This window comes from Thioclava sp. F34-6, from assembly GCF_002213235.1.
GTDB lineage: Bacteria > Pseudomonadota > Alphaproteobacteria > Rhodobacterales > Rhodobacteraceae > Thioclava > Thioclava nitratireducens.
The window spans coordinates 43673-58374 of record NZ_NBOA01000005.1; the positions used below are offsets into that span (position 1 = coordinate 43673).

The 14702-nt window shown below is 64.5% G+C and carries 11 protein-coding genes and 2 riboswitches; of the genes, 9 read left to right on the forward strand and 2 right to left on the reverse strand.

Features of this window, described 5'->3' with window-relative positions:
• Window positions 1-113: 113 nt before the first annotated feature.
• Window positions 114-2750, reverse strand: a complete 2637-nt coding sequence (locus B6V72_RS11460; protein ID WP_088735617.1) for a cation-transporting P-type ATPase — start codon at window positions 2748-2750, stop codon at window positions 114-116.
• A gap of 221 nt (window positions 2751-2971) precedes the next feature.
• Here B6V72_RS11460 and B6V72_RS11465 point away from each other — a divergent pair, with 221 nt between their 5' ends.
• The 4 genes from B6V72_RS11465 to ugpC are packed head-to-tail and all read left to right on the forward strand — an operon-like array spanning window position 2972 to window position 7153.
• Complete coding sequence (locus tag B6V72_RS11465; RefSeq protein WP_088718762.1) at window positions 2972-4231, forward strand: ABC transporter substrate-binding protein; 1260 nt, start codon at window positions 2972-2974, stop codon at window positions 4229-4231.
• 29 nt (window positions 4232-4260) lie between these two features.
• The gene (locus B6V72_RS11470) at window positions 4261-5142 is read left to right on the forward strand and encodes a sugar ABC transporter permease (RefSeq protein ID WP_088718763.1); all 882 of its coding nucleotides are present in this window, start codon (window positions 4261-4263) and stop codon (window positions 5140-5142) included.
• Window positions 5139-6032 (forward strand): carbohydrate ABC transporter permease, encoded by an 894-nt coding sequence (locus tag B6V72_RS11475; RefSeq protein ID WP_088718764.1) that lies wholly within the window; start codon window positions 5139-5141, stop codon window positions 6030-6032. The genes B6V72_RS11470 and B6V72_RS11475 overlap by 4 nt, the downstream gene beginning before the upstream one ends.
• Window positions 6033-6034: 2 nt before the next feature.
• Window positions 6035-7153 carry a sn-glycerol-3-phosphate ABC transporter ATP-binding protein UgpC gene (ugpC, locus tag B6V72_RS11480; protein ID WP_088721663.1) on the forward strand — a complete coding sequence of 373 codons (1119 nt, stop codon included), beginning with the start codon at window positions 6035-6037 and terminating at the stop codon, window positions 7151-7153.
• Between the two features lie 24 nt (window positions 7154-7177).
• Here ugpC and ppsA read toward each other — a convergent pair whose 3' ends face one another.
• Complete coding sequence (gene ppsA, locus B6V72_RS11485; RefSeq protein ID WP_088735618.1) at window positions 7178-9565, reverse strand: phosphoenolpyruvate synthase; 2388 nt, start codon at window positions 9563-9565, stop codon at window positions 7178-7180.
• 148 nt (window positions 9566-9713) lie between these two features.
• Window positions 9714-9917: riboswitch (cobalamin riboswitch) on the forward strand.
• A gap of 123 nt (window positions 9918-10040) precedes the next feature.
• Between ppsA and B6V72_RS11490 the strand changes: the two genes are divergently transcribed.
• The 5 genes from B6V72_RS11490 to nrdE all read left to right on the forward strand — a co-directional run bounded on the left by B6V72_RS11490 (window position 10041) and on the right by nrdE (window position 14696).
• A complete protein-coding gene (locus tag B6V72_RS11490; protein ID WP_088735619.1) occupies window positions 10041-10346 on the forward strand; it encodes a hypothetical protein in 306 nt (101 codons plus the stop codon).
• 130 nt (window positions 10347-10476) lie between these two features.
• Window positions 10477-11526 (forward strand): homocysteine S-methyltransferase family protein, encoded by a 1050-nt coding sequence (locus tag B6V72_RS11495; RefSeq protein WP_088735620.1) that lies wholly within the window; start codon window positions 10477-10479, stop codon window positions 11524-11526.
• Window positions 11527-11603: 77 nt separating this feature from the next.
• Window positions 11604-11799: riboswitch (cobalamin riboswitch) on the forward strand.
• Between the two features lie 96 nt (window positions 11800-11895).
• Window positions 11896-12117, forward strand: coding sequence for a glutaredoxin-like protein NrdH (gene nrdH, locus B6V72_RS11500; RefSeq protein WP_075774684.1), 222 nt, complete (start codon window positions 11896-11898; stop codon window positions 12115-12117).
• 15 nt (window positions 12118-12132) lie between these two features.
• Entirely contained in the window at window positions 12133-12555 is a 423-nt protein-coding gene (gene nrdI / locus B6V72_RS11505; RefSeq protein ID WP_088735621.1) for a class Ib ribonucleoside-diphosphate reductase assembly flavoprotein NrdI, read from the forward strand.
• Window positions 12537-14696, forward strand: a complete 2160-nt coding sequence (gene nrdE, locus B6V72_RS11510; protein WP_088735622.1) for a class 1b ribonucleoside-diphosphate reductase subunit alpha — start codon at window positions 12537-12539, stop codon at window positions 14694-14696. Before nrdI ends, nrdE begins: the two co-directional genes overlap by 19 nt.
• Window positions 14697-14702 lie beyond the last annotated feature (6 nt).

Genomic DNA, 14702 nt, shown 5'->3' on the forward strand with positions numbered 1-14702 from the left:
CCTCCCAAGGTGATGCCAGTCGACAGACCGCTCCCTGTCACGAACGGCCATGATCTTCCCTAGGCGAAGACAGGAGGCAGTTTCATTGATGTGGCTCAACGCGGGAGCGGAAATTATCTGCGGGTTGCGCGCGATACGACCAGATGCCCCAGCAGCGGCGGAAGCAGGCTCATCGCCCCGGCGAGCGTCAGCCCCGCGATTCCGGGCGACGGAAGCTGTAGCACGTCGGAGAGCCCGGGTAGCCACAGCGCCCCCGCGATCAGCACGAGACACAGCACGAGCGCGCCCCAGACATAAGGGTTGCGCGTCACATCATTGCGCAAGGCGTGAGTGTCCCCCTCCCGCATGTTGAACACGTTCCAAAGCTGGCCCAGCGCGAGGGTGACGAAGGCCACCGTGACGGCGGCCCCGGGGGCAAGCTGTAACCCGTAGAGCGCCCCTCCGAAGGCCAGCATCGTCGCGAGGGTTACAATGACCCCAAGAATGACGATGCGTTCCCATTCACGCCGCGCGAGGATCGGCTCCGCACGGTCGCGGGGCGGACGGCTCATTTCGTGTCCGTCGCCATGCCCCATCCCAAGCGCAAGCGCCGGGAAGACATCGGTGACGAGATTGAGAAACAGGATCTGCAGGGGCAGGAGCGGCGCGGGGAGCCCCACCCCCACGGCGATCCCCACCACGAGGATTTCCGAGAGATTGCACGACATCAGGTAGACGATGAACTTGCGGAGATTGCCGAATATCACCCTGCCCTGTCGCACCGCCTCGACGATGGTTGCGAAATCATCGTCCTTGAGCACCATATGCGCCGCCTCGCGGGCGACTTGAGTGCCGCGTTGTCCCATCGCAATGCCGATATCGGCCTTCTTCAGCGCCGGTGCGTCATTCACCCCGTCGCCCGTCATCGCAACGGTCTCCCCCTCGCGCTGGTAGAAACTGACAAGCTCCAGTTTCGTCGCCGGGGCCACGCGGGCGAAGACGCTGGCCTTGCGCAGGCGGTCGAGCGTGTCATCGCTGGCGCTCTCAAGATCGAGGCCTGTCAGCTCTCTCCCCTCGATCGCCATTACACCGTCCTCACTGATCCCGGCATCTCTGGCGATGCGTGCGGCGGTCTCGGCGTGATCCCCTGTCAGCATGATCACCCGTATCCCTGCGCTCTGGCAGGCCGCGATCGCGGGCGGGACATCCTTGCGCAGGGGATCGGCGAGACAGGCGATACCGACCAGCGTCAGCCCTTCATAGGGGGCCTCCTCCGTCCCCTCCGCCTGCTTCATAGCGAGTCCGATCCCGCGCAACCCCTCGCCCGCCGCTTCAGCGTTGCGGGCGATCCAGCTTGCCTTGTCCTCATCGCTCAGCGGACGCGCACCCTCCGGCCCCAGAACCTCGGAGCACGCAGCGATCACCGCTTCGGGCGCGCCCTTTGTCGCGTAGAGCATACCCCCCTGCGGAAGTTCATGGACCGTCGCCATCATCAGGCTGTCGGTCTCGAACGCATGCTGGAGCAGGCGTGACTCTGCTCCGTCTTCGGACACCCCTAGCTTTCGCGCTGCACTCAGTAGCGCCAGCTCGGTCGGATCCCCGATCCGGCCATCCTCGCCGTCCCCCAGCTCGGCATTGTTGCACAGCATGCCGATCTGCAGCGCCGCGCGCAGACGGTCGTCCGCGATTCCGCTATCCGGGCCGTCCAGATTCACGCTCCCCCCGTCGAGCAAGACCTGAACCACGCTCATCCGGTTCTCGGTCAGCGTCCCCGTCTTGTCCGTCAGGATCAGCGTGGTCGCCCCGAGCGTCTCGACCGAGGACAACCGGCTGATCAGGGCGTTGCGCTGCACCATCCGCCACATCCCACGCGCGAGCGACAGCGTGGCAACGACGGGAATACCTTCGGGGATCGCGGCCACGGCAAGCGCGACCCCGGTCTGGATCATACCGGTGAGCGGGTGGCCCTGCGCCAGCCCCGTGACGATGATCGCGACGGCGAGGGCGATCGTCAGCCAGACAAGTCGCTGCCCGAGCCGCGTCAATTGGTGTTCGAGCGGTGTGGGCTCCGTGCTGGCCTCCATCGCGAGCTGGCTGATCTTGCCGATCTCGGTCTCCATGCCGGTGCGCACCACCACGCCGATCCCCGCACCCCGCGTCACGGCCGCGCCCTTGAACGCCATATTGGAACGATCCCCCAACACGACGTCGGAGGGCAACGCTTCGGTGATCTTGCGCACCGGAAGAGACTCGCCCGTCAGCACGGATTCATCGCAATAAAGCCCCGACGCTTCGACCAGCCGCAGATCGGCGGTCACGACGTCGCCCGCCTCGAGCATCACGAGATCGCCCGGCACCAGATCGTGGGCGTCGACTTCGCGCAGCATCCCGTCCCGGCGCACCCGGGTACGGACCTCGGCGACACTGAACAGCGCCTCCATGGAACGGGTCGCGCGCAGCTCGGTGAAGAACCCGATCGCGCCGTTCAGGAGCAGCACGACGAGTATCGCCAACGCCTCGACGATATCGTTGATGACCAGCGAGAACACCGTCGCCAGAACGAGAAGCGCGACGATCACCCCCTGGAACTGATGCAGCAGGATGCTGAGCGCACTGCGCGGTTTCTGACGGCGCAGGGCGTTCGGGCCGTGGCGCGCGAGGCGCGCGGCGGCCTCCTCGGCGGACAGCCCGTCCGGAAACGGCACGGACAGACGCGCCAGCACCGCCTCGGCGGTTTCGACAAATGCTGGTGCGGCGTCGGTATCCTGCATTCCCGGGGGCCTTCGGTGATCCCACGTCGATGGTAAGCCTTTCCGCGGCCTACGCAATCGTCTCGCCTTGCGTAGGAATGCCGCAGAACGCTCCCCCGGCCGCACCCAGATCACGGATCGTTGATCCCGGTCAATGACGGTTCACCGATGTCGCCCCAGCCTAGATCGCAGGTCTGGCTGCGAAATTTCACCGCAAGCGCGACCGGGAGGAGGAGGAAAACATGCATATTTGTAAAGCCATGATGGCGGCGGTGAGTGTCGCTGGCGCGCTCTCGGCCAGCGCCGCGCGGGCGGATGGCACGGTCGAGGTTCTGCACTGGTGGACCTCCGGGGGCGAGGCCAAGGCCGTCGGAGAACTGAAGAAAGCCTTCGAGGCCGAGGGCGGGGAATGGATCGACTCGCCGATCGCGGGCGGTGGCGGCGATGCCGCGATGACGGCGCTGAGGGCGCGCGTCGTGGCCGGAAACCCGCCGACCGCCGTGCAGCTCAAAGGGCCCGGCATTCAGGAATGGGCCCAGCAAGGCGCGCTCAACGACGTCCAGTCCGTGGCGGATGAGGGCAATTGGGACGATGTGTTGCCGCCGGCGCTGGCCGAAATCATGAAATACGAAGGCAAATACGTCGCAGCCCCGGTCAACATCCACCGCGTCGACTGGATCTGGGCCAACCCCGAGGCGCTGAAGAAAGCGGGCGTCGAAGGCATGCCCACGACATGGGACGAGTTCAACGCAGCCGCCGACAAGCTGCAGGCGGCGGGTATCGTGCCGCTCGCCCATGGCGGTCAGCCTTGGCAGGACGCGACGCTGTTCGAAGACGTGGTGTTGGGAATCGGTGGGGCCGATTTCTACCGCAAGGCGCTGGTGGAGCTCGATCCAGAGGCCCTGACCTCGGACATGATGGTCAAATCCTTCGATCAGCTGCGCAAGCTGCGCGGCTATGTCGATCCGAACTTCTCGGGCCGCGACTGGAACCTCGCGACCGCGATGGTGATGCGCGGCGAGGCCGGTTTCCAGATCATGGGCGACTGGGCCAAGGGCGAATTCCTCGCGGCGGGCAAGGTTCCGGAAAAGGATTTCCTGTGCTGGCCCACGCCGGGCAAGGGCTTCGTGCTGAATTCGGACAGCTTCACCTTCTTCAAGGTGGAGGGAGAAGACCGCATCGAGGGCCAGAAAGTGCTGGCGCGGTTGATTATGTCGCCCGAGTTCCAGAAGGTCTTCAATCTCGCGAAAGGGTCGATCCCGGCGCGCACGGATGTGCCGCTCGATGATTTCGACGCCTGTGCCAAACGCTCGCACGAAGACCTGCTGGCCGCGATCGAGAACGACACGCTGGTGCCGTCGATGGCGCATGAGATGGCGGTGCCCCGCTCGGTGCGCGGCGAGTTCCTCGATCTTGTGACGGCGTTCTTCAACTCCGACATGAGTTCCGAGGACGCGGTCAAGCAACTCGCTGCCGCGGTCAAGCGCGCGCAGGAAAACTAGGGCCTGCAATGTCCGGGAGGACGGGCCCCATGGCAAGGTTCGGGCGGGCGCTGGAAAGGCGCCTGCCCGCGATTGTCGTCTCTCCGCTTTTCGCGGCGAGCCTGTTCTTCGTCTACGGCTTCATCGGCTGGACGGCCTATATCTCGCTGACCCGCTCGGGGGTGATGCCCGACTACCAATTCGACGGGGTGAGCCAATATGTCCGTCTCTGGCAGACGCCGCGCTGGTACGTGGCGATCCGCAACCTGTTTGTCTTTTCGGGCCTGTTCATCTCGATCTCGATGGCGATCGGCATCCTTCTGGCGATCCTGCTCGACCAGAAGGTGCGCATCGAGGGGGTGATCCGCACGATCTACCTCTACCCGATGGCGCTGAGTTTCATCGTCACCGGAACGGTCTGGAAATGGATGCTGAACCCCGGCCTCGGCCTGGAGCGGTTGATGCATCAGGCCGGGTTCGAGAGCTTCAGATTCGACTGGCTGGTGAACTCGCATTACGCGATCTACACGGTGGTGATCGCGGCCGTCTGGCAAAGCTCCGGCTATGCGATGGCGCTGTTTCTGGCCGGGCTCCGCTCGGTCGATGACGAGGTGCTGAAAGCGGCGGCGATCGACGGCGCGGGTCCGTGGCGCACTTATACCGGGATCGTGCTGCCGATGCTGCGACCGGTGTTCCTCTCCACCGTCATCATCCTCGCCCATCTCGCGATCAAGAGCTTCGATCTGGTGATAGCGCTGACTGGCGGGGGGCCGGGCTATGCCACCGACATGCCCGCCACCTTCATGTATTCCTTCGCCTTTCAGCGCAGCGAGCTGGGCGTGGCGGCGGCGAGTGCCACGATGATGCTTATGACGGTCATCGCGATCATCGTGCCCTATCTCTACTCGGAACTGAGGAAGACAGCCGGATGAGCGCACGCAGCACAGGCGGGATCGTCCGGCGCAAGGGGCTGCATCACGGCCTGATGCGCGCGCTGCTCTTCGCGGTGCTCGGGCTGTTCTGCATCTACTACCTGATCCCGCTTCTGGTGATGATATCGACCTCGCTGAAATCGCTGGCCGAGATCAGGGAGGGCTCTCTCATCAGCCCGCCGCAGGCGCTCGACTTCAGCGCCTGGGAGAAGGCGTGGAACAGCGCCTGCGTAGGTGTGCGTTGCAACGGGCTTGCGCCCTATGTCTGGAACTCGGTGATGATGACCGTCCCGGCGGTGGCGATCTCGACGATACTGGGCGCGCTCAACGGCTATGCGCTGACCAAGTGGCGCTTTCGCGGCGCCGATACGATCTTCGCGCTGATGCTGTTCGGCGCCTTCATTCCGTTTCAGGTGATCCTTCTGCCGATGGCGCGGGTGCTGGGCCAGCTCGGGCTTGCGGGCACGGTCCCGGGGCTGATCCTCGTGCACACGGTCTATGGCCTCGCCTTCACGACCCTGTTCTTCCGCAACTTCTTCATCGGGGTCTCGGACGGCATCATTCAGGCGGCGAAGGTCGACGGGGCGGGTTTCTTCGGAATCTTCTTCCGGCTCGTGCTGCCGATGTCGCTGCCCGCGATCGTCGTCACCGTGATCTGGCAGTTCACCCAGATCTGGAACGACTTCCTGTTCGGCGTCGCATTCACGATCGGCGACAGCAACCCGGTGACGGTGGCGCTCAACAACGTGGTGAACACCTCCACGGGGGTGAAGGAATACAATGTCGACATGGCCGCGGCGATCATCGCGGCCCTGCCGACGCTGGCGGTCTATGTCTTGGCCGGGGCGTGGTTCGTGCGCGGTCTCTCGGCCGGAGCGGTGAAAGGGTAGCGATGGCAGCGGGAATTTCCCTTCAGGGCGTGCGCAAACGCTTCGGGACCAACGAGGTGATCAAGGGCATCGACCTCGAGATCGAGGCGGGCGAGTTCATTGTCCTCGTCGGGCCCTCGGGCTGCGGCAAGTCGACCCTGCTCAACCTGATCGCCGGGCTCGAGACGCTGAGCGACGGCCATATCGACATCGCCGGGCGACGGGTCGACGACACCCCGCCGCGCGACCGCGACATCGCGATGGTGTTCCAGTCCTATGCGCTCTACCCGACCAAGACGGTGCGCGAGAACATCACCTTCGGGATGCAGACCCGCCACGTCCCGCGCGCCGATCAGACCAAAGCCGTCGAGGAGTTCAGCACGCTTCTGCAGATCCATCCCTATCTCGACCGCAAGCCCGGCCAGCTTTCGGGCGGCCAGCGCCAGCGAGTCGCAATGGGCCGCGCGCTCGTGCGCAAGCCCGAAGTGTTTCTGTTCGACGAGCCCCTGTCGAACCTCGACGCCAAACTGCGGATCGAGATGCGCACCGAGATCAAGAAGCTGCACCAGCGGCTCGGCAAGACCGTCGTCTATGTCACCCACGACCAGATCGAGGCGATGACGCTGGCGACACGGATCGCGGTGATGGATAACGGCCATATCCGTCAGGTGGCCGAGCCCGGCGCGATCTACGACGATCCGGTGGACCTGTTCGTCGCAGGCTTCATGGGCTCGCCGCCGATGAACATGCTGCCCGGTGTCCTGCGCCGCGGGGAGCCGGAAGGCGTATCTGTCGAAGTGGCGGAGGGCGCGGCAGAAGCGCTTCGGTTCCCCTTGTCCCAAAAGCTCGCGGAGCGGATCACCGCCCCCGACGGGCAAAAGGTCGTCCTCGGGCTTCGGCCGGAGGTGATCTTCATGGCCGGGACCGAACTGCCCGGCCCCGACCGTTTCGTCTTCGAACGTCCGGTGGATCTGGTCGAGCCGACCGGACCGGACACGATGATCGTCTTCGCCCTGGGCGAGACCGAGGTGATCGCCCGGGTCCGGCCCGAGGACGCCCTGCCCCCGGGCGCGCCCTTCAGCTTTGAGGTCGATATGGGCAAGGCCAAGGTCTTCGACGCCGAGACCGGGCTGCGCCTCTAACGCGTGCAGCCCGCGGGCGTCCGGTCACCCTTTGCCTTCGGCCTCCGCGACATGGCCTTTCACCTTCAGAAAGCTGTCCGGCGTCACCGAGATCGAGTCGATCCCGAACTCCACCAGTGTGCGGGCGAATTCCGGGTAGTTCGAGGGCGCCTGACCGCAGAGACCGACCTTCGCGCCCACGTCATGCGCTTTCTCTATGACCGTCCGGATCATCCACTGAACGGCGGCATGGCGTTCGTCGAAGAGCGTCGCGAGCCTGTCGCTGTCGCGATCGATCCCTAGGGTCAGCTGCGTCAGATCGTTGGACCCGATGGAGAACCCGTCGAACCGCTCGGCGAAGGCTTCGGCGAGGATGACGTTCGAGGGCACTTCGCACATCACGTAGATCTGCAGCCCGTTCGATCCGCGCACCAGCCCTTCCTCGGCCATCACCGCCAGCACGCGGTCGGCTTCCTCGGGCGTCCGGCAGAACGGCACCATCACCAGCACATTGTCGAATCCGGCCTCTTCGCGCAGCCGACGGATCGCCCGACATTCCAGCCGGAACCCGTCGACATAGGCCGGATCGTAATAGCGCGAGGCGCCGCGCCAGCCGATCATCGGGTTGGATTCCACCGGCTCGAACTGCCGCCCGCCAAGCAGGTCGGCATATTCGTTCGTCTTGAAATCGCTCAGCCGCAGGATCATCGGGTTCGGATAGGCCACGGCGGCGATCCGGGACAGGCCGAGCGCCAGTTGATCGACGAAATATTCGGACTTGTCCTCGTATCCCCTAGTGAGGGTTTCGATTTCCTCCCGCACTTCCGCCTCCTGAATGTCGGAGAAATGCAGCAGCGCCATCGGGTGGACCCGGATCGTGTTCGAGATCACGAATTCCATCCGCGCCAGACCGACACCGTCGATCGGCAGCCGCCACCAGCGCGCCGCGATCGCCGGGTTGGCGAGGTTGAGCATGACCTTGGTCTTGGTCTCCGGCACCGCATCGAGGTTCAGATCTTCGACCGAGAATTCGGCAAAGCCGTCATAGACCAGACCCTCGTCTCCTTCGGCGCAGCAGACGGTCACCTCCTGCTCGTCATGCAGCACATGGGTCGCATCTCCACACCCGACGACGGCGGGAACACCCAACTCGCGGCTGACGATGGCGGCATGGCTGGTTCTGCCTCCGTGATCGGTGATGATCGCCGAGGCCCGTTTCATCACCGGCACCCAGTCGGGGTCCGTCGTCGAGGTGACAAGGATCGAGCCGTCCACGAAATCGTCGATGTCCTTGACGTCCTCGATCAGACAGACCCGCCCGGTCGCGATCTGCTCGCCCACCGACAGACCGTTGACGACGACCGGACCATGCGCGCCGATCGTGTAGCGCCGCAAAGACCCGGCGGACACTCGCGACTGAACCGTCTCGGGGCGCGCCTGCACGATGTAAAGCTTGCCCGTGACGCCGTCCTTGGCCCATTCCATGTCCATCGGCTGCCCGTAATGCGCTTCGATGGTCGCCGCTTGCTGCGCGAGGTCGAGCACCTCGTCATCCGACAGGACGAACCTCCCGCGCTCGGCTTTCGAGGTCGGCACGTTGCGCACCGGGTTCGGAGCGTCCGGCCCGGCATAGATCATCTTGATCTCTTTCGCGCCGAGCTTCCTCTCGATGATCGGTTTGATCCCCGTCTTACCGAGGAACGGCTTGTAGACCTGAAACTCGTCCGGCGTCACCGCGCCCTGCACGACGTTTTCGCCCAAGCCCCAGGCCGCGCTGATCAGCACGACCTTGTCGAAGCCGGTTTCGGTGTCGATCGAGAACATCACCCCTGACCCGCCGATATCCGAGCGCACCATCTGCTGAACGCCCACGGAGAGCGCGACATCGAGGTGATTGAACCCTCTGAGCTTGCGATAGGTGATCGCGCGGTCGGTAAAGAGCGAGGCATAGCACTTGCGGCAGGCGGTCAGAAGCTCCTCCTCGCCCGAGACGTTGAGATAGGTCTCCTGCTGACCGGCGAAGCTGGCATCGGGAAGGTCTTCGGCCGTCGCGCTCGAGCGCACGGCGACGGAGACCTCGGGCACCCCTGCCCGCTTGGACAGATCGCGATACGCCTCCCGGATTGCGGCTTCGGTCGAGGCAGGCCAATCGCCTGCCACGATCGTGTCGCGAATGCTTTGCCCCGCGACATGAAGGGTGATCTTGTCCGCATCGTAATCCGCAAGATAGCCCGCGATGGCCTCTGTCAGCTTGTTTTCATCGAGAAACATCCGATAGGCGTCGGCGGTGGTGGCGAAGCCCGGCGGGACCTGAATACCCTTGGCGCCCAACTCCTGCACCATCTCGCCAAGCGAAGAGTTCTTGCCGCCCACAAGCGCGACATCCTCGCGGCGTAAGCTGTCGAAAGGAATGACTTCTTTCTTCGTCGTCATGGGCTCGCCTCTCCTGTTTGCACTTGCGGGCACTCTATCCGAGGCGCGCATCGGGGCCTTGATCTCTGTCAACGCGGAGCCTTTCGGACGGGGCTCTGCCCGCGTACCCTCCGCCGCCCAATCCGGTCTGGACAGCGAGAGATTTTCCTGCGATCAAATCCGGGATGGTGTCCGGCCCCAAAGGGTCGGCTGAAAAGGGAACACGGTGCGGGCGAGGCCCAACTCCGTGACTGCCCCCGCAACTGTAAGCGGCGAGCGCCACCGAAAACGCCACTGACCTGCAAAGGTTGGGAAGGTCCGGTGAAGCCACGACCCGCGAGTCAGGAGACCTGCCATCTCGGATGCGCCGCCGCGCATCTCGGTCACCTTAAACCCGGGCGGGGTGCCCTGGGACGGAGAGTCGAGTGATGGACCAGATCGGACCTCGCATATCGCCGTGCCGCGACCAATCCCGCCCTTTTGCGCGGAGGGCGCGATGCTTTTGGAACGAACGCTTTCACTCTTACAACTCGATATAGGACCGATCTCGCCGCTGCGGGCGCGTGAGCTGGGCACGCTGGGCTACATGGAATGGCTTGGCACGCTGCCGGGCGACATGCCCTATGCGAAGGCGGCGATCGTCGCCCATATGCAGGCCTATCCGCACTCCCTGATCTCACCAGCGGCGGAGGTGTTCTGCGAGCTGTTGCTGGAGTCGCTGACCCCGCAGCCTTTCGCCTTGCCGATCGAGATGCCCCCGCCGGTGCGGCGCGGCGGCGCACGCGCGCGGCGCGGCCTCTAACCCGTTCTTCGTCTTGCGGTCGCATTCAGCGGCCCGGCCGAGGACCATTGCAGCAGGGAACGGCACTCCGTCTCCTGTGAGGCTCGGCTCTGTCCAACGATGGTCATGGATGAACTGAGAGGATCTCTCCATGAATGACAACAAACTGACCCGCCTGCTCGACGCGCGCCCGGTAATCTGCGCCGAGGGCTTTCTGTTCGAACTGGAACGGCGCGGCTATCTGACCGCCGGGGAATTCGTGCCCGAGGTGGCGCTCGAATACCCGCAGGCGCTGCGCAATCTGCATGTCGATTTCCAGCGCGCCGGAAGCGATATCGTCGAGGCCTTCACCTATAACGGCCACCGCGAGAAGATGCGCGTGATCGGCAAGGAAGACCTGCTGGAGCCGCTCAACCGCGCGGCGCTGAAGATCGCCCGCGAGGTCGCCAATGCCAAGACCGGAAACCTGATGGCGGGCAATATCTCGAACACGAATATCTGGGACCCGGCCGATCCGGCGCGGCAGGCCGAGGTGCGCGCGATGTTCGACGAGATGGTCGGCTGGGCGGTCGAGGAAGGCGCGGATATTCTCATCGGCGAGACCTTTTACTACGCGGGCGAGGCGCTATGCGCGCTCGAGGCCGCGAAGGCGTCGGGGCTGCCGGTGGTGCTGACGCTGGCACCGATGGCGGCCAACGAGATGATGGACGGGGTCGGCATCGTCGAGACCTGCCAGAAACTTGAACAGGCGGGCGCCGATGTCGTCGGGCTGAACTGCTTCCGCGGGCCGCAGACGATGATGCCGTGGCTGCGCAAGGTGCGCGCGGCGGTGAGCTGCCATGTCGGCGCCCTGCCCGTGCCCTACCGGACCACGAAAGAGGAGCCCACCTTCTTCAACCTCTCCGATCACAACGGCTGCACCTGCCCCTCGCCGCATGGCCGGACCTTCCCGACCGCGCTCGATCCGTTGGCCTGCAACCGCTACGAGATCGGCGCCTTCGCGCGTGAGGCGCAGGCGATCGGGGTGAATTATCTCGGCGTGTGCTGCGGGGCGAGCCCGATGCATATCCGCGAAATGGCCGAGGCCGTGGGTCGCGAGACCGAGGCCAGCCGCTTCTCGGAGCGCATGGAGAACCACTTCATGTATGGCCAGAACGACCGCCTCCCGGCGCATATCCGGGCGCTCGGCGACGGGGCCTGAGGCAAGACACGCTCCTGTCACGCGAGAGTTTCGCGCGGCAGGGCAATCTATATATTGACACCACTACACCATGCATCCCAATATGATGTTGCTTTGGTTCCTGCGAGTCACTCCGCAGGCGAAGAGGGAAGCCGGTGAGATTCCGGCGCTGCCCCCGCAACTGTAAGCGGCGAGCCTGATGTCCGAATGTCACTGGTGCGATGCGCCGGGAAGACGGACCGAGAGGCGCTCGAGCCGCGAGCCAGGAGACCTGCCAGAGCACATAGACGACGACCGCGGCGGAGGGCCCGGGCGCGTGGCTATGTGCTGCGGCACCCTGCCCACGAGCCTTGTCCCGCGCTGCCGACAGCCAACAAAGGGACAGGACACATGACCATCACCGTCTATTCGAAACCGGCCTGCGTGCAATGCACCGCCACGACCCGTGCGCTGGATGCCAAGGGGATCGACTACAACGTGATCGACCTCACCGAGGATGCCGCCGCGATGGAGATGGTGCAGGACCTCGGCTACCGTCAGGCGCCCGTGGTGATCGCGGGCGAGGATCACTGGGCGGGCTTCCGGCCCGACATGATCGGACAGCTCAGCTGAGCGCGGGCCCGGATCATGGGACAGGCAAGGCTGATCTATTACTCCTCGGCCTCGGGGAACACGCAGCGCTTCGTGGAGCGGCTGGGCCTGCCCGCGCAGCGCCTGCCCCTCTCGGCGGAGGCGGCGATGCCGTACCCGCCCTGCCCCTACGTCCTGATCTGCCCAAGCTACGCCGACGGCAAGGGGCGCGGCGCGGTCGCGAAACCGGTAATCGCCTTTCTCAACGATCCCGCCCGCCGCGCGGGTCTGCGCGGCGTAATCGCCAGCGGCAATCGCAATTTCGGCGCGCTTTTCGCCTGCGCGGGCGATCTGCTGGCGCGCAAGTGCAATATCCCCGTGCTCTACCGGTTCGAACTGGCGGGGACCGATACTGACATCGACCGCGTGCGCGCGGGTCTCGACAATTTCTGGAGGCTGGAATGCTCGACAGCGACGTGAAACCGAGCGGGGCCACGGCCTCGGAATTCGCGGGGCTTGATCACCACGCGCTCAACGCAATGCTCAACCTCTATGACGCGGAGGGCAATATCCGCTTCGACGCCGACCGGATGGCGGCGCGGCAATATTTTCTGCGTCACGTGAACCAGAACACGGTCTTCTTCCATTCGCTGGACGAAAAGCTCGGCTATCTGGTGGAGGAAGGCTATTACGACGCCGCCGTGCTCGATCAGTATTCGCGCAACTTCCAGCGCGCGATCTGGGAGGCGGCTTTCGCGGCAAAATTCCGTTTTCCGACCTTCCTCGGCGCGTTCAAATACTACACTTCCTACACGTTGAAGACCCGCGACGGGCAGCGCTATCTCGAGCGCTACGAGGACCGGGTGGTGATGGTGGCACTGACGCTTGCGCGCGGCGACGAGGCGCTGGCGATGCGCCTCATGGAGGAGATGCTGGCAGGACGCTTCCAGCCCGCGACGCCGACCTTCCTCAACGCGGGCAAGAAGGCGCGGGGCGAGTTCGTCTCCTGCTTCCTGCTGCGACTGGAAGACAACATGGAAAGCATCGGGCGCGGCATCAACTCGGCGCTGCAACTGTCGAAACGCGGCGGCGGCGTGGCCCTGATGCTGACCAATATCCGCGAATATGGCGCGCCGATCAAAGGGATCGAGAACCAGTCCTCGGGCGTGATCCCGGTGATGAAGCTGCTCGAAGACAGCTTCAGCTATGCCAACCAGCTGGGCGCGCGTCAGGGCGCGGGCGCGGTTTATCTGCACGCCCATCACCCCGACATCCTGCGCTTCCTCGACACCAAGCGCGAGAATGCGGACGAGAAAATCCGGATCAAGACGCTGAGCCTCGGCGTGGTGATCCCCGACATCACCTTCGAACTCGCGAAGAAGAACGAGGAGATGTATCTCTTCTCGCCCCATGACGTGGAGCGGGTCTATGGATGCGCCTTCTCGGAGATTTCCGTGACCGAGAAATACCACGAAATGGTCGACGACGCGCGCATCCGCAAACGCAAGATCAACGCCCGCGCCTTCTTCCAGACGCTGGCCGAGATCCAGTTCGAAAGCGGCTATCCCTACATCATGTTCGAGGACACGGTGAACCGCGCCAACCCGATCGCGGGACGGATCACCATGTCGAACCTGTGTTCGGAGATTCTGCAGGTGGCCGAGCCTTCCGAGTTCGACGAGGATCTGGGCTACGCGCAGATGGGCACGGATATCTCGTGCAATCTGGGTTCGCTCAACATCGCCAAGGTGATGGATGGCGGCGATCTGGGTGCGAGCGTCGGGGCCGCGATCCGGGCGCTCTCGGCGGTGTCGGAGATGAGTGCGATCAACGCCGTCCCCTCGATCCGCAAGGGCAACGAGGAAAGTCACGCGATCGGTCTGGGTCAGATGAACCTACACGGTTTCCTCGCCCGCGAGCGCATCCATTATGGCAGCCCCGAGGGGATCGAATTCACCTCCGTTTATTTCGCCGCCGTAGCCCATCACGCGCTGGCGGAGTCGAACCGGCTGGCCGCCGAGCATGGCCGGAGTTTCAAGGGGTTCGAGGCCTCGGCTTACGCCGATGGCAGCTTCTTCGAGAAATACGTCACCCGCGACTGGCTGCCTGAGAGCGACACCGTAACGGCCCTGTTCGACCGCTTCGGGATCACCCTGCCCACCCGCGCCGACTGGGCCGAGCTGCGCGACCGGGTCATGGAGTCCGGCCTGTGGAATCGCAACCTGCAAGCCGTGCCGCCCACCGGCTCGATCAGCTATATCAACAATGCGACCGCCTCGATCCACCCGATCACCGCGAAGATCGAGATCCGCAAGGAAGGCAAGATCGGCCGGGTCTATTACCCCGCGCCCTACATGACGAACGACAATCTCGAGTTCTACCGCGACGCCTATCAGATCGGCCCCGAGGCGATCATCGACACCTATGCGGCAGCGACCGAGCATGTCGATCAAGGTCTCTCGCTGACGCTGTTCTTCCCGGCCGAGGCCACGACCCGCGACATCAACCGCGCCCAGATCTACGCATGGCGGCGTGGCATCAAGACCATCTATTACATCCGCCTGCGCCAAGCGGCCCTCGAGGGAACCGAGGTGCAGGGCTGCGTTTCGTGTTCTCTGTGAGGCCCG